Here is a 14,867-nt window from a genome sequence, read left to right as displayed (position 1 = left end):
CCCGCACGCAGGTCGAGCGAACAGGATCGAGGCTATGGTGATGCGGGACATTGCTACTGATGCGTCTAACGGTGAGCCGCTGCCAAATCTTCGGGATGATGATGTCTGTACGAAGCGGCCAGCAATGGTCGCGCAGCCTCACCGATCAGCAGCAGCGTCGGATCGTCATCGGCGATCGTGCGGACCAGGAACGGCAGGGCAGCGAGCGTGCCGTGGATCAGTCGCTCGGTCGGCAACGACACGTCGACCGCGATCATCACGGGAGTTTCGGGCGCGCGTCCGGCCGCGATAAGGGCGTGCGCGATCTCCGGTGCGGCGACGCGCCCCATGTAAACGGCAATCGTTGCGTCGCCGGTAGCGAGAGCTGCCCAATCGTGCTCCAGCCGTTCACCGGCACGGGCATGGGCGGTGAGAAAGGTCAGCTTGCGCGCGAGCCCACGCAGAGTGAGCGAGGCAATGCCGCTTGCCGCGGCGGCGCTTGCGGCGGTGATGCCCGGGCAGATCCTTACCGGTATGCCATGGGCAGCGCACGCTTCGATTTCCTCGGTAGACCGGCCGAAGATCGACGGATCGCCGCCCTTGAGACGGACGACGCGCCGGCCGTCGTGCGCGGCGTGGACAATGAGCTCGTCGATGCTGGCCTGATCCCTGGAGTGGCGCCCGGCCCGCTTGCCGACGCTGACCAGCTCCGCCTGTGCCGCGATCGCTAGGATCCCGGAGCCCACCAACGCATCGTAGAAGACGATGTCTGCCTGGCTCATCAGCCGCTCCGCCTTGCGGGTGAGGAGGTCCGGGTCGCCGGGGCCAGCGCCGACGAGCCAGACCATGCCGCGTGGAAAGAGATCATCCATTGGCAGTTTTCCTCGATTGCGCGATCAACCGCGCGAGCGCCGGGCGGCAGGATCCGCAATTCATTCCCGCCCCGAGCGCAGCGCCGACGGCGGCCACGTCGACAAGGCCCTGTTCCGCGATGGCGGCGACGATCGTCTTCATGCCGACATCGAAGCAGACGCAAACGACAGCCCCACGGTCAGCCTGCAGGCCCGGCGCGCGACCGGCGAGGACCGCGGGGCCGTGGCTCATGTCCAGCTGGGCGATCAGCCAATCGCGCGGCGGAAGGTCGCCCGAGCGCGTCGTGAATAGGATTGTGGCCAGCCTGCCGTTGCGCAGGATCGCGACACGGCGCGTGCCGCGCGCGTGATCGATCGCCTCGATCCGCTCGCCCTTGGGCAACGCGCGTTCGAGGCGCGCGGCATCGCCGTTGCCGGCCACCTCCCACAACAAACCGCCGGGCACGCGGACCTTTGTCGCCCACAGGCATTTCGGCGCTTCGATGTCACCATGCACGATCAGAAAACCGCGCCATTCGGTCGCGACCGGCTCAATCCGCGCCGGCGTCGCCTTAAACCCGGGCTGGCCTGAATGCGGGTCGGTCAGCGGACGCGGGAGCAGCCCGGTGCGGCCGCCGGTCGCCTGCTGGTCGGTCCAGTGGATAGGCGTGAACAGTTCGCCCTGGCGCTGGGTATCGGCGGCCGCCACCCGGAACAGGCTGTTCCCTTGCGGCGTCGAAACACGGGCGAGACCGTGATCGGCGAGGCCGAGCGCCGTCGCATCCGCGGGATGAACCTCCACCAGCGGTTCCTCGCGATGACGGGCGAGCTTGGGACTGAGTCCGGTACGCGTCATGGTGTGCCACTGGTCACGATAGCGACCGGTATTGAGCGTCATCGGCCAGGAGACGAGCGGTGCCGCGACCGGCGCTTGCTTGACCGCGACCAGCCTAGCCCGTCCATCCGGCGTCGGAAAACGCCCGTCGGCAAACGGTTTTCCTCCCCAGCGGAACGGCTCCATCGCATCATAGGCGGCGTTGCCGATGGCGGTGTGCGGCTTCAGGTTCAGCACGCGCGCGCCCTCGTTCTGATAGGCGGTGAGCCGGGCATGCTCGCGCCAGATGTCGGCCGGGCGGCCGTAGGCGAACTCGCCGACCCAGCCCATGCGCTGCGCGATCTGCGAGACGATCCACCAGTCAGGCTTCGCTTCGCCCGGCAGCGGCAGCAGCCCGCGCTGGCGTGAGACGGTACGGTCCGAGTTGGTGACGGTGCCGTCCTTCTCGCCCCATGCCGCGGCCGGCAGGCGGACATGGGCGTGGACTGACGTATCAGTGGTCTCCATCACGTCCGAGACGACGACAAAGGGACACGCGGCCAGCGCCTCGCGCACCGCACCCGCGTCGGGCAGCGATACCGCCGGATTGGTGGCCATGATCCACAACGCCTTGATCCGCCCCTCGCCGACCGCGCGGAACAGATCGACCGCCTTCAGCCCGGGCCGGGTCGCCATCCGCGCCGCCGCCCAGAAGCGACCGACGCGAGCGACGTTCTCGGGTGCGAAATCCATGTGAGCGGCGAGCGTCGAGGCGAGCCCGCCCACTTCGCGACCGCCCATCGCGTTGGGCTGGCCGGTGATCGAGAACGGTGCCGCGCCCGGCTTGCCGATCCTGCCGGTGGCCAGATGGACGTTGACGATCGCGTTGACCTGGTCTGTCCCGCGGATCGACTGGTTGATCCCCTGACTGAACAGCGTGACGGTGCGCGGCGTGGCAGCGAAAAGCTCGTAGAAGCGGCGGAGATCGGCCGGCGGCACGTCGCAGGTGCGCGCGGTCGACCAGAGGTCGTTTCCCTCCCCCAGCGCAGCCCAGAAGTCGTCGGGGACCGCCACATGCGCCGAGAGATACGCCTCGTCGACGACGCCGGCTTCGCGGCACCAGGCGAGCAGCCCGTTCATCAGCTGGACATCGGTGCCCGGCCGGACCGGCAGGTGCAGGTCGGCGTCCTCGCAGGTTTCGGTCCTGCGCGGATCGATGACGACGATTCTGGTGCCGCGCGTGGCGCGGGCTGCCACGATCCGCTGATAGACGACGGGGTGGCACCAGGCCGTGTTCGATCCGACCAGCACGATCAGGTCGGCAGCATCGAGATCGTCGTAGCTCGCGGGCACGACATCCTCGCCGAAGGCACGGACGTACCCGGCCACCGCGCTCGACATGCACAGCCGGGAGTTTGTGTCGATGTTGGCCGAGCCGATGAATCCCTTCATCAGCTTGTTCGCGACGTAGTAATCTTCGGTGAGGAGCTGACCCGAAACGTAGAAGGCGACGCTGTCCGGCCCGTGACGCTCGATCGCATCGCGGAAGCGACCGGCGACGAGGTCCAGCGCCTTGTCCCAGGAGGCGCGGCGTTCACCGACCATCGGGTGAAGGAGGCGACCTTCGAGGCCGACCGTCTCGCCGAGGTGCGTGCCCTTGGAGCAGAGCCGACCGGCATTGGCCGGATGTGCCGGATCGCCCGCGATCGTGACCGTGCGCTCGCCCGTTCGGGAGGCGGCGATCCCGCAGCCGACGCCGCAATAGGCGCAGGTGGTGCGGACAGGATCGCTCACGTCAGGCCGCAGCCTTGAGTGCCGACGCGCGGCAGATCAGTACACGGTTGCCGCTAACTTTCACCGGAATGACGGGCGTGCAGCCGCTGTCCGCCCCCTGCGCCTCGCCGGTCGCCAGCGCGATGTTCCAGTTGTGGAGCGGGCAGGCCACCGTGTGCCCATGCACGATCCCCTGGCTCAGTCGCCCTCCCTTGTGCGGGCAGCGGTTGAGGAGCGCGAACACCCGGCCGTCGCCGGTACGGAACACGGCGATCTCCTCGTCGCCGGGGATCGTCACCGTTCGCGCGCCGCGGACGGGGATTTCATCGACCCGTCCGATGTCGAGCCAATCGCCGCTCATGCCGGTTCCTCCACCTGCGGCTTAAAAGACGCCATTGGCGCGTGCTGCTCGCGGTCCTCGCCGGCGACCCGCTTCGCCCAGGGATCATTCTGCGTGAAGCGCTGCGAGAAGCGGAACCGCTCGGCATAGGCCGGGACGGCGTCGGGATCGTCGAGCAGGCGCGACGTGATGTGATCGAGGCCGACGCGCTCGATCCACGGCGCGGTCCGCTCAAGGTAGCGCGCCTCCTCGCGGTAGAGCTGGATGAAGGCGGCGCAGTAATCCATCGCCTCCTCCTCGGTCGCGACCTTGCAGAGAAGGTCGGTCGCGCGCACCTTGATGCCGCCGTTGCCGCCGACGTGGAGCTCATAACCGCTGTCGACGCAGACGACGCCGAAATCCTTGATCGTCGCCTCGGCGCAGTTGCGCGGGCAGCCCGACACGGCGATCTTGAACTTGTGGGGCATCCACGATCCCCACGTCATCCGCTCGATCTTCACGCCCAGCCCGGTCGAATCCTGCGTGCCAAACCGGCACCATTCGGACCCGACGCAGGTCTTCACCGTGCGCAGCGACTTGCCGTAGGCGTGGCCCGACACCATGCCGGCGGCGTTGAGGTCCGCCCAGACCGCGGGCAGGTCCTCCTTGCGGATGCCGAAGATGTCGAGCCGCTGGCCACCGGTCACTTTGACCATCGGCGCGTTGAACTTGTCGACCACGTCGGCGATGGCGCGCAGCTCGCGCGGGTTGGTGAGGCCTCCCCACATCCTTGGGACCACGGAATAGGTGCCGTCCTTCTGGATGTTGGCGTGCATGCGCTCGTTGACGAAGCGGCTCTGCTGGTCATCGACATATTCGCCGGGCAGCGCGCAGAGCAGATAGTAATTGAGCGCGGGGCGGCAGGCCGAACAGCCGTCCGGCGTCGACCAGTGCAGCTTCTGCATGACGTCGGGAATCGAGCGCATGTTCTGCGCGACGATCTCGCGCCGCACATCGTCGTGGCCGAAACTGGTGCACTTGCACAGCGTCTTGACCGACCGTTCGCCGCCGTAATCGCTGCCGAGCGTGATCGACAGCAGTTGCTCGACCAGCCCGGTGCAGGACCCGCAACTCGCTGACGCCTTGCAGGTGGCGCGTATCGCGTCGAGGCTGGCCGCACCGTCGACGATGGCCTGGCAGACCTTTGCCTTGGAAACGCCGTTGCAGCCGCAGATCTCGGCATCGTCCGAGAGCGCCGCAACGGCCGCCTTAGGGTCCGCCTGCCCACCTCCGGAGGCAAAGGCCTGGCCGAAGATCAGCAGGTCGCGGATCGCGCCCACGTCCTCCCGCTTCTTCAGGAGGTCGAAATACCAGTTGCCGTCGGCGGTGTCGCCGTACAGCACGCAGCCCGCGATCCGGTCGTCCTTGACGACGACACGCTTGTAGATGCCGCGCGAGGCGTCGCGCAGCACGATATCCTCCGCCCCGTCGCCGCCCGAGAAGTCGCCCGCCGAGAACACGTCGATCCCCGACACCTTGAGCTTGGTCGAGGTGATCGATCCGCGATAGCCGCTGTGCCGCTCGACCAGCCCGTCCGCCAGGCTGCGGCACATGTCCCAGAGCGGCGCCACGAGACCGTAGACCGTGCCGTTATGCTCCACGCACTCGCCGACCGCGAGCACGTCGGGGTCGGACGTCACCATGTGATCGTCCACCCTGATGCCGCGGCCGACGTCCAGTCCGGCGTCGCGGGCCAGCGCGATCGACGGGCGGATGCCGACCGCCATGACCACGAGGCTGGCCGGGATCTCGCGCCCGTCCTTCAGCCGCACGCCCTCCACCTTGCCGTCGCCATAGATCTCGGCGGTGTCGGCCCCCGTCAATACGGTCTGGCCGCGGCGCTCCAGCTCGGTTTTCAGCAACCAGCCCGCCGCCTCGTCGAGCTGGCGTTCCATCAGGATCGGCATGATATGCAGCACCGTGACCTTCATGCCGCGCAGCGTCAGCCCGTGCGCCGCCTCCAGCCCGAGCAGCCCGCCGCCGATCACCACCGCCTGGCCGCCGCCCGCCGCCTTGCCGTCTTCGGCGGCGGCCAGCATGTGGTCGACGTCCTTCATGTCGCGGAAGGAGATGACGCCGGGCAGATCCTTGCCGGGCACCGGAATGATGAAGGGATCGGAGCCGGTGGCGATCAGCAGCTTGTCGTAGCCGACTTGGCGGCCCGAACGCGCGGTCACCGTCCTGTTCGACCGGTCGATCGCAACGACGGGGTCGCTGGCGATCAGCTCGATGCCATTGTCGGCATACCAGTCGTGACCATTGATGACGATCTCCTCGAAGGTCTTCTCGCCCGCCAGCACCGGCGACAGCATGATCCGGTTGTAATTGACGTGCGGCTCCGCGCCGAAGATCGTCACCCGGTAGCGGTCGGCGTCGCGCGCGATCAGCTCCTCGACGGCCCGGCAGCCCGCCATGCCGTTGCCGATCACCACCAGATGCCGGGGCGGGCGATCCACTGCCGTGACCGGTGCGGGTGCGTCGTCCCGTTCGGGTTCGCGATGGTCGTGAAAGTCCATCCGTCGTGCTCCAAAACGAAAAAGGCCGCCATCCCGACCCCGACGTTGCGGAGCCCGGATGGCGGCCTTGCCATCTGTTTTAACCGTCGCGATCCGTCCTTGGACCGTCCCGGCTATCTTGTTGAGGCAGCGATGCCTCCTGCAGCGCAGCATTACCGCAAATTGCAGGCCTGCTCAAGCCGTCTCGTCAGTAGGTCCAGTCGATTTGCACCCAGGCCTTTTCCGTATCGGTGGCGAAGGCGTCCGCGCGGTACCGCGCATAGCGTGCCGAAACGGTGGTGCGTCCGACCTTGGCACCGGCGATCAGATCGATTTCCTTGCCGTACGCTTGACCGAGCCGACCGCTGCGGAAACGGTGCCATGTGCCCGAGAGCGCGATCGTATCGGCGCCGAGCGCCTTCTTCCAGCCATAGCCGCCACCCGCATAGAGATCGCGCACGCCGTTCGGCGGCGTGGTCAGGAACTTGTCGGCCCAGCCCTGGAACTTGAAATTGGTGCCGAGCGGCGTCTGGAAGCTTGTGAAGACCATTCCCCGGTCAGCGCCGAGCACTTCATAGCCGCCATTCAGCGACCAGCCGCCCATCCCCAGCGTCGCATCCGCGAGATAATAGTCCGCGCCGTAGCGATTGGGATTGCGGTGCCAGTCGCTCTGGCGGGCGTAGCTGAGCTGGTAGGCGAGCTTCATAGCTTTCGACAGCACGCGCGCGCCTGCAAGCCTTGCACCGTATGTCTGGCTCGACAGGCGAAACCCCTGCACCGCCGCCTCGTCCTGGTCGACCAGATACGCGAAACCGACCAGATTGCCGATCGGTGTCGCATAGGAGAGGTTGGCGAAGACGTTGTCGCCACTCACCGCCTGCTGCCGCGCGCCCGTGCCGTTGATGCCCCAGATCGTCCGGACGCCCCACGCATAAGTGACGTCGAGCTTCAGCTTGGGAATGGCCGTCACCTCGGCGCGCACCGCGTCGAACGTCTGGCCATTGTCGCGGAAGGCCACATTGCCGACGAAACGTTCGTCGTCGAGCACGATGCGCTGCCTCCCGGCGGTGACCGCCAACGCCTTCGTCCGATACTGGAGTTGCGCCCGGTAGAGCGCGACGTTCTCCGGATCCGCGACCAGCGGGCGGGTGGCGGCGCCCTGGACGCCATCATAATAGTCGTCGATCGCCGCCAGCGTGCCCTGCGCCTCGATCAGCGTGCTCCACGGGCCGCTCGTCGCCTGCACGCCACCTCGCACGCGAACGGTGAGCGCGTCGGCGTCGCGCGCAATTCCGTCCTGATCGACATGCTCGTAGCGGACGCGGCCGTCGATTAACGGCGTGAGCTTGATGTCCTGGGCGCAGGCCGGCCCAGCGACGGCCAGCGCAGCCGTCGTCGCAAATAGCGTTCTCATGTGATCCCCCCTCGGGATGGACCCTCTCCGACCAGGCCGGGGCAGGCGTCCGTGCGCCCGCCCTCGGCCGCGTGCGTCAGATGCGGGCAGCTTTGCCCCAGCGGGATCGCCAGCCGCGTTTGACCGCCGTGAGTCCGGCGAGCGCGAGCAGCGCCAGCCCGGCGAAGATCAGGAAGCCTGGGGAAAAGCTGCCGGTGAGCTGCTTGGCGAAGCCGAGCGACGAGGCGAGATAGAAGCCGCCGATGCCTCCGGCCATGCCGACCAGCCCCGTCATCACCCCGATCTCCGCTTGGAAGCGTTGCGGCACGAGCTGGAACACCGCGCCGTTGCCGGCGCCCAGCGCCAGCATCGCCACGACGAAGATCGCCAGCGCGGAGCGGACGCTCGGCATGTATCCGACGAACGCCAGCGCGATTGCCGCGACCACGAACACGACCGAGAGCGCCTTGACCCCGCCGACCGCATCGGCAAGCGCGCCCCCCATCGGCCGAACCAGCGAGCCGGCGAAAACGCAGGCCGCGGTGCAATAGCCGGCCATCACCGGCGTCAGGCCGAAGCGATCGGTGAAGTAGATCGGCAGGCTGGCGGCGAGCCCGACGAAACCGCCGAAGGTCACCGAGTAGAACGCCATCAGCCACCAGGCGTCGGCGGTCTTGAGCGGCGTGAAATAGTCCACCATCCGCTTGGGCGCGGGCGGATTGGGCGCGTCCTTCGCCATCGCCATGTAGGCGACGAACACCAGCCCGAGCGGCAGGCAGGCGAGACCGAGCACGGCATTCCAGCCGAACAGCTTGGCGAGGGTAGGCGCGAAGAGCGCGGCGAACACCGTGCCCGAATTGCCCATGCCCGCAAGCCCCATTGCCTTGCCCTGATGCTCGGGTGGGTACCAGCGGCTCGCGAGCGGCAGCGCGATCGCGAAGCTGGCGCCGGCGAAGCCCAGGATGACGCCGAGCGCCAGCGTGCCGGCGAAGCTGTCGACGCCCAGCAGATAGGCCGAGAGCAGCCCGCCGATCACGATCAGTTGGCTGATCGCACCCGAACGTTTCGGCCCGATCCGGTCGACCAGCAGACCGTTGACGACGCGCAGAACGGCCCCGGCGAGCGTCGGCGTCGCCACCATCAAACCCTTCTCGGCCGGCGTAAGGGCGAGTGCCTTGCTGATCTCGGGCGCCAACGGTCCGAGCACTACCCAGACCATGAACGCGAGGTCGAAGTAGAGGAAGGCGGCGATCAACGTCGGCTTGTGACCTGCGCGCCAGAAGCTCTTCTCGTTCGCGGGGACGGCAGGCGATGCGCCGTCCAGATATGCCGTTGCCATGATGGTGATCCCCCGATCTGGGATGGACATGAAAAAAGCCGCATGACGGGGACGCGCGTAGGCGGCACCCTGTCAGCGGCTCTGCTGCTTCATCAGGAAGAACGGCCCTGCGTCCCGGCCCTGGGACACGCCGTCCAATCGCGCGCGCATCGTTGCGCGTGGCGATCGATCATCGCGCGAAACGATTCATCTTGCAACGGCAAAGATCAGGGGGTGCTGAAACCCGCCAGATAATCCTCGATCCGATCGGGATCGAACACCCGTCCGTCGAAAAAGCGGTCGGGACCTAACGTGAGCGCACCTCGAGAGGACCCCACCGGCAGTGGCGCGCCCAGCGCACCTTCCACCTTCATGCTGGCACCCGGCATGGGCGTGTCACTACCGGCCAGGGCACGGCGGTAAACGTCGGGGCGGAAAACCCTGCCTGCGGCGGCCTCGCCGGCGTCCGTTCGCTCGATCATTCCCCAGCGGACCAGCTGCGAATAGATCCATAACGCCTGGCTGCGCCACGGAAAGCCGGTCGCTTCCCGCGAGAACAGCATGAAGTCCGGAAATCGAAGCGACGCTTCACCGACTCGGGGCATCATCGTTCCAGCTATGGCGCGCTCGACCACGTCGCTCGGCTGATCGACATAGTCCGGCCGGGCCAAGAGGGCGGCCAGAGCGGCATGGTTGTCGGGAGCGTCACACCACGCCGCCGCAGCCGCCACGGCGCGCACCAGCCGATCGACCGTGTCGCCATTCTCCTCCAGCCAATCCTGCCGGAACGTCAGCACCTTCTCGATTCCACGCCGCCAGATCCGCTCACCGATCGCCACCGCTTCGGCAAGGCCGCCCTTCACCGCCACGCTGCCCCACGGCTCGCCGGCGATGAAGCCGTCGATCTCGCCGGCACGCGTCGCCTCGACCATCAGCGACGGCGGCAGGACGCGCAGCACCACGTCGCGATCGGGATCGATCCCGGCGCTCGCCAGCCAATACCGCAGCATCAGTGCATGGCTTGAGAAGCGATGGACGACGCCGATCACCGGCTTGCGTCGGAACAGCCCGATTGCCGCGGCAAAATCGTGCGCGGTGCCAAGCGGATCGTCGAGCCTCTGCCCGAGGTCGGGTGCGAGCGCCGCGGCGAAGTCGCCCGACATCACCACCATGTTCCCGTTGACGTTCAGCTTGCAGGGCGCTGCAAGCGCGGCAGGCTGCTGGCTGAGCCCCAGCGTCACGGCGATGGCGAGCGGCGCCAGCATCTGCGCCGCCTGGACCTGACCGTAGACAAGCCGATCCCGAAGCGTCGCCCAGCTCGTCGTGCGGACAAGCGTGAGATCGATACCCTCGGCTTCCGCGAAGCCGTATTCGCGTGCCACGATCAGCGGCGCAGCGTCGGTGAGCTGCAGAAAGGCGATCAAAACCGGCGTCATACGCCGCCTCCGAGCAGGTCGCTTGCGGTGATCAACGCCGATGCGACATCGACGATCTTCTTGTTCTGGTTCATCGCCGCCTTCCTGAGCGCCGCATAGGCGTCCGGCTCCGATAATCCGCGTGTCGCGATCAGGATCGCCTTGGCCCGATCGATGATCTTGCGATCCGCCAGCTCCGTCCTGGCCTCGTTCAGCTCGGTCTGCATCCGCGCGAATGCGTTGAAGCGGCGTACAGCGAGATTTATGATCGGCTTGACCCGCTCCTTGCGCAGCCCGTCGACGACATAGGCGGAGATGCCCGCATCGATCGCGGCCTCGATCATCGTATCGTCCGATTGGTCGACGAACATCGCGATCGGCTTGGCCAGGGCCCGACTGACGGTCAGCATCTCTTCCAGCGTATCGCGGCTCGGGTTGCCCAGATCGATCAGCACCACGTCCGGCGCCATCCGCTCGATCCTCGCCACGAACGCTCCCCGCGGCGGGACGAGGTGGATGTCGTCATAGCCCGCCTCGCGTAGACCCTCCTCGAGGACGGTCGCGCGCAATCCGCTGTCATCGACGATGACGATCCGCAAGCTATGCTGTTCCTTTCAATCCTATCAGACTGACGGTCATGCTGCACTGCGTCAATCCGTCTGCGTTGTAGCCCGATGCAGCGCCGTCACACGCTTCACCTGAGCGATGCTGCACCCCGCCAAATCGGCGGTGCGCGCAATGCTCATCCCCGCTTCGCGTAGCCCCACAATACGTTTGTGCAGCGCCGTGTCCGGCTTTCGGCCATTGTACCGACCTGCCCGTTTGGCGATCTCGATCCCCTCACGCTGGCGCTCGCGCCGCGTCTCGTAATCGTCACGCGCGGTCTGCAGTGCAACGCGCAGCAGCATGTCCTGCACCGCCTCGAGCACGATGCGCGCGACACCGGCGCTGTCGGCAACCAGGTCGGACAAGTCGACAATGCCCGGCACGGCGAGCCGCGCGCCTTTGGCTCGGATCGTCGCCACCAACAGTTCGGCTTCAGGCAGAGGCAGGCGGCTGATCCGGTCGATCTTCTCGGCCACCACCACCTCACCTGACTGCAGATCGGCGACCATGCGCAGCAGCTCTGGCCGGTCCGACCGCGCGCCCGACGCTTTCTCGCGATACACCGCCGCGACGTAATAGCCTGCCGCGCGTGCGCCGGCGACAATCGCTTCCTGCCGGGACAGGTCCTGCTCGTCGGTGCTGACTCGTAGGTACACCCGTGCAGCGCGTACTAGTGGAAGTGTGCTGTCGTTCTTCATGGCCAATCTACCTATACCCTTGTGAGCCAGTCATGCAGCAATCGGCTCAGAACGGCAACTACCGGTCCTACGTAGCCTAGCTAAGCGGACCGGGTCTAAGTAGCTGGCCCATTATCGATGAACGCTATTTCGGTGATCGGCCGTGCATTAATCCCTGCCTTCACGCTGGCGTCCGACTTTGCTCTCCGGTATAAGGTCTTGGACGGGTTGTATCAGCGGGTTTGGTGCAGATGGAAGCACAGAGGGTCAAGATCGTGGACGGTGGTAAGCTCGTGATCCCGGCGGCAATGCGCCGTGAGCTCGGGATCACCACGGGTGATACCGTTCTCGTCGATGTGGACGATGGCGAGTTGCGGGTACGTTCCGTACCTAAAGCACTTGAGCGTGCTCGCGCGATCCTGCGCAAGTATGTGCCCGAAGGCGTCGGCTTGGCTGACGAGCTGATCGCGGAGCGTCGGCGTGAGGCGGAGCGTGAGTAGCAAAGTCGTACTCGACGCCTCCGCCCTGCTCTGCCTTCTGAACGATGAACCCGGGGCGGATCGGGTAGTCGATGTCCTGACCCGCAGCATCACCGGAACAGCCAGCCTCGCAGAGGTCGTTTCCAAGCTACGGGACCGAGGATTGCCGCTCGACGAGGTGCGTGAGGCGCTCGGCGGGCTGCATCTCGATGTCCGGTCGCTCACTCCTGCCCAGGCACTTATAGTAGGCGATCTCCGGCCAGCGACGAAGGCTCTCGGTCTGTCCCTCGGCGATCGGGCATGCCTTGCCTTGGCGATCGACCTGCAAGCCGAGATGCTCACAACGGACGCGCCACTTGCGAGCGCCGATGTAGGCATCACCATCACCAACGTGCGCCCCTTGGCAGAGTAGTCGCACATTCGTGCTTTTAGGTTCGGCACTCTGCTGGCGGGGACTCCCATGACTACCGCTCCGACACCGGTGCGCGACACAATTCTGATCACGCACGCCAATCCTGAGGACAATCGCTTCGCCCGGTGGCTTGCCGGGCGCCTAACCACGGCCGGATACAAGGTCTGGGTCGACGTTCGCGCGCTTCGGGGCGGCGACGATTTCTGGGACAAGATCGAGCACGTGCTGCGGCACGAGGCGATCAAGCAGATCGTCGTCGTGTCCGAGCACATCGGCTGAGCTGCCCCCTTCTGAGTGGTCCATCGACTATTACAGTCTGGACCAGGGAAGGGACAACGAATGCCTTCGAAGAAGCACAAGCCGGAGGAGATCATCGGCAAGCTGCGTGAGGTGGAGATCGTGCTGGGCCAAGGCGGCACGACCGCCGAAGCGTGCCGGCGGATCGCGGTCAGCGAGCAGACCTACTATCGCTGGCGCAAGGAATATGGTGGCCTGAAGACGGACCAGGCGCGTCGGATGAAGGATCTGGAGAAGGAGAACGCCCGGCTGCGTCGTGCGATCTCGGATCTGACGCTCGACAAGCTCATCCTGCAGGAGGCGGCACGGGGAAACTTCTGAGCCCCGCCCGGCGCCGGCGCTGCATCGACCAGGTCCGGGAGGTGCTGGACGTGTCCGAGCGGCGCGTGTGCCGCGCGCTCGGCCAGCACCGGTCGACGCAGCGCAAGGTGCCGTGCGGGGCAGATGATGAGCAGGCGCTCACCGACGACATCGTCGCGCTGGCAAAGCAGTATGGGCGCTACGGTTACCGTCGGGTAACCGCGCTGCTGCATGCGGCGGGCTGGTCGGTGAACCACAAGCGGGTCGAGCGGATCTGGCGGCGCGAGGGGCTGAAAGTGCCGCAGCGCCAACCGAAACGCGGCCGGCTCTGGCTCAATGACGGCTCCTGCATTCGGCTTCGACCAGAGTATCCGGGGCATGTCTGGGCCTATGATTTCGTCGAGGAGCGTACCCACGATGGGCGCAAGTTCCGCATCCTGACCATCATCGACGAGGCCAGTCGCGAGTGCCTGGCACTGGTCGTGTCACGCCAGCTGCGCCACGAAGACGTGCTGGCCGCGTTGGCCGACCTGTTCGTCGAACGCGGTCCGCCAGCGCACATCAGGTCGGACAACGGCAGCGAGTTCATCGCCACCGCCGTCCAGACCTGGCTCGGCCGGATCGGCGTGAAGACGCTCTACATCGCCCCGGGCTCGCCATGGGAGAACGGATACAACGAGAGCTTCAACGGCTCGCTGCGCGACGAGCTTTTGAACGGTGAGATCTTTTACAGCCTCGCAGAGGCCAGGGTGCTGATCGAGGCATGGCGGCGTCATTACAACACCGTCCGGCCGCACAGCAGCCTCGGCTACCGACCGCCAGCCCCGGAAGCGGTGACACCGCCATTGCCGGCCTCCGGTTCCGCTTCGCTCCACCTACGTCCGGCAATGGCGGCGGAGACGACAATGCACTAACGAACAAGCCGGACCACCCGGTGGGGGCTGCTCAGTCGTGTTCACGAGAGCAGGGTGCGACTTCGCGAGCTCGGCGTCCGTCGTCTTCGGGTCGAGATAACGCTCGATCCTGCGCTCAAGCGCGTCCCGGTCGACGTCGACCAGGAACTCGTCCCGACTCGTCTTGACGCCCGGAAACCCGACAGGCAGCAAGCTGGGTAGCAGAGGCCATTCAAAGTACGCCGGATCGACGTCGAACGGCATGAACTGCAATCGCATCGGCAAGGTCGGAGCCACGGACTCGTAGAGGGTCGCCGGGTCGGCTTCCGCCGTCGCGGCAAGCGCCTCCCTCTTGCCGGCGCCCCAGATGTTACGGAAGCCGATCACATCGGTCGGCTGATGATCCTGGTGGCGCACCATCGTGACGATCGCCGTGCCCACCTGGATGCCGGCAGGGTTGGCCGTGGTCGCGAACACGGATGGGTCGGCCGAGCCATCAGGCGTGCGCTTCCCGGTCTTGTACTTGTCCCCGTTCAGACAATCGACGTTGATCGTGTCGAATGCCTCCAGATATCGCTCCCGCATGCCGGAGCAGCTGGAGCTGTCCAGCCAGCTGTAGTTGGAGATGAACGACACCACGCCCTGGCCCGTCTTCTCGGCAATACGCCGCTCAGCCATTCGAAAGAAGCGGACGTAGAGCTCGTTCAAGCCCTGGCCCTGGGCGGGGGCGACCTTCTTCACCTTCCGGTACTCGTTCGAGAGCGCCCGCTCCTCCGGATTGGAGGA

The 14,867-nt window shown here is 66.4% G+C and carries 14 protein-coding genes; 4 read left to right on the top strand and 10 right to left on the bottom strand.

Going from position 1 to position 14,867, the window contains the following annotated elements:
• Window positions 1–65: 65 nt before the first annotated feature.
• The 9 genes from cobA to GGR47_RS18020 form a co-directional block, all read right to left on the bottom strand.
• Window positions 66–851: a uroporphyrinogen-III C-methyltransferase gene (gene cobA, locus GGR47_RS18060; RefSeq protein WP_018251175.1), complete on the bottom strand. Its 786-nt coding sequence runs from the start codon at window positions 849–851 to the stop codon at window positions 66–68.
• Window positions 844–3,438, bottom strand: a complete 2,595-nt coding sequence (locus GGR47_RS18055) for a nitrate reductase (protein ID WP_018251174.1) — start codon at window positions 3,436–3,438, stop codon at window positions 844–846. Before GGR47_RS18055 ends, cobA begins: the two co-directional genes overlap by 8 nt.
• Before the next feature lies 1 nt (window position 3,439).
• Complete coding sequence (gene nirD, locus GGR47_RS18050; RefSeq protein ID WP_018251173.1) at window positions 3,440–3,778, bottom strand: nitrite reductase small subunit NirD; 339 nt, start codon at window positions 3,776–3,778, stop codon at window positions 3,440–3,442.
• Window positions 3,775–6,312 carry a nitrite reductase large subunit NirB gene (gene nirB / locus GGR47_RS18045; protein WP_147035991.1) on the bottom strand — a complete coding sequence of 846 codons (2,538 nt, stop codon included), beginning with the start codon at window positions 6,310–6,312 and terminating at the stop codon, window positions 3,775–3,777. Before nirB ends, nirD begins: the two co-directional genes overlap by 4 nt.
• A 187-nt stretch (window positions 6,313–6,499) precedes the next feature.
• Window positions 6,500–7,705 (bottom strand): hypothetical protein, encoded by a 1,206-nt coding sequence (locus tag GGR47_RS18040; RefSeq protein ID WP_018251171.1) that lies wholly within the window; start codon window positions 7,703–7,705, stop codon window positions 6,500–6,502.
• 76 nt (window positions 7,706–7,781) lie between these two features.
• Window positions 7,782–9,023, bottom strand: a complete 1,242-nt coding sequence (locus GGR47_RS18035; RefSeq protein ID WP_018251170.1) for a nitrate/nitrite transporter — start codon at window positions 9,021–9,023, stop codon at window positions 7,782–7,784.
• Window positions 9,024–9,229: 206 nt separating this feature from the next.
• Complete coding sequence (locus tag GGR47_RS18030) at window positions 9,230–10,438, bottom strand: CmpA/NrtA family ABC transporter substrate-binding protein (protein ID WP_018251169.1); 1,209 nt, start codon at window positions 10,436–10,438, stop codon at window positions 9,230–9,232.
• Window positions 10,435–11,016: an ANTAR domain-containing response regulator gene (locus tag GGR47_RS18025; RefSeq protein WP_018251168.1), complete on the bottom strand. Its 582-nt coding sequence runs from the start codon at window positions 11,014–11,016 to the stop codon at window positions 10,435–10,437. The genes GGR47_RS18030 and GGR47_RS18025 overlap by 4 nt, the downstream gene beginning before the upstream one ends.
• Window positions 11,017–11,067: 51 nt before the next feature.
• Window positions 11,068–11,721, bottom strand: coding sequence for a recombinase family protein (locus tag GGR47_RS18020; protein ID WP_037477043.1), 654 nt, complete (start codon window positions 11,719–11,721; stop codon window positions 11,068–11,070).
• A 230-nt stretch (window positions 11,722–11,951) separates the two neighbouring features.
• Between GGR47_RS18020 and GGR47_RS18015 the strand changes: the two genes are divergently transcribed.
• The 4 genes from GGR47_RS18015 (at window position 11,952) to GGR47_RS18000 (ending at window position 14,102) form a co-directional block, all read left to right on the top strand.
• Window positions 11,952–12,200 carry an AbrB/MazE/SpoVT family DNA-binding domain-containing protein gene (locus tag GGR47_RS18015; RefSeq protein ID WP_018251286.1) on the top strand — a complete coding sequence of 83 codons (249 nt, stop codon included), beginning with the start codon at window positions 11,952–11,954 and terminating at the stop codon, window positions 12,198–12,200.
• The gene (locus GGR47_RS18010) at window positions 12,193–12,591 is read left to right on the top strand and encodes a PIN domain-containing protein (RefSeq protein ID WP_183949605.1); all 399 of its coding nucleotides are present in this window, start codon (window positions 12,193–12,195) and stop codon (window positions 12,589–12,591) included. The genes GGR47_RS18015 and GGR47_RS18010 overlap by 8 nt, the downstream gene beginning before the upstream one ends.
• A 48-nt stretch (window positions 12,592–12,639) precedes the next feature.
• The gene (locus GGR47_RS18005; RefSeq protein WP_244305318.1) at window positions 12,640–12,870 is read left to right on the top strand and encodes a toll/interleukin-1 receptor domain-containing protein; all 231 of its coding nucleotides are present in this window, start codon (window positions 12,640–12,642) and stop codon (window positions 12,868–12,870) included.
• 60 nt (window positions 12,871–12,930) lie between these two features.
• A protein-coding gene (locus GGR47_RS18000; protein WP_147037463.1) for an IS3 family transposase occupies window positions 12,931–14,102 on the top strand; the annotation gives its coding sequence in 2 pieces (ribosomal slippage) (window positions 12,931–13,195 and window positions 13,195–14,102; 1,173 coding nt in all).
• Here GGR47_RS18000 and GGR47_RS17995 read toward each other — a convergent pair.
• The coding region (locus GGR47_RS17995) for a hypothetical protein (protein ID WP_221204863.1) at window positions 14,064–14,867 on the bottom strand (804 nt) is incomplete at its 5' end. The two genes, GGR47_RS18000 and GGR47_RS17995, sit on opposite strands and share 39 nt — an antisense overlap.

This window comes from Sphingomonas aquatilis (assembly GCF_014196115.1).
Taxonomy (GTDB): Bacteria; Pseudomonadota; Alphaproteobacteria; order Sphingomonadales; family Sphingomonadaceae; genus Sphingomonas; species Sphingomonas aquatilis.
This window is presented reverse-complemented; position numbering and strand designations above follow the sequence as displayed.

Excerpts from the sequence above, each read along its gene's own strand:
- cobA (WP_018251175.1), bottom strand. The coding sequence starts at position 851 with ATGGATGATCTCTTTCCACGCGGCATGGTCTGGCTCGTCGGCGCTGGC.
- GGR47_RS18040 (WP_018251171.1), bottom strand. The coding sequence starts at position 7,705 with ATGAGAACGCTATTTGCGACGACGGCTGCGCTGGCCGTCGCTGGGCCG.
- GGR47_RS18020 (WP_037477043.1), bottom strand. The coding sequence starts at position 11,721 with ATGAAGAACGACAGCACACTTCCACTAGTACGCGCTGCACGGGTGTAC.
- GGR47_RS18035 (WP_018251170.1), bottom strand. The coding sequence starts at position 9,023 with ATGGCAACGGCATATCTGGACGGCGCATCGCCTGCCGTCCCCGCGAAC.
- GGR47_RS18015 (WP_018251286.1), top strand. The coding sequence starts at position 11,952 with ATGGAAGCACAGAGGGTCAAGATCGTGGACGGTGGTAAGCTCGTGATC.
- GGR47_RS18005 (WP_244305318.1), top strand. The coding sequence starts at position 12,640 with ATGACTACCGCTCCGACACCGGTGCGCGACACAATTCTGATCACGCAC.
- nirD (WP_018251173.1), bottom strand. The coding sequence starts at position 3,778 with ATGAGCGGCGATTGGCTCGACATCGGACGGGTCGATGAAATCCCCGTC.
- nirB (WP_147035991.1), bottom strand. The coding sequence starts at position 6,312 with ATGGACTTTCACGACCATCGCGAACCCGAACGGGACGACGCACCCGCA.
- GGR47_RS18030 (WP_018251169.1), bottom strand. The coding sequence starts at position 10,438 with ATGACGCCGGTTTTGATCGCCTTTCTGCAGCTCACCGACGCTGCGCCG.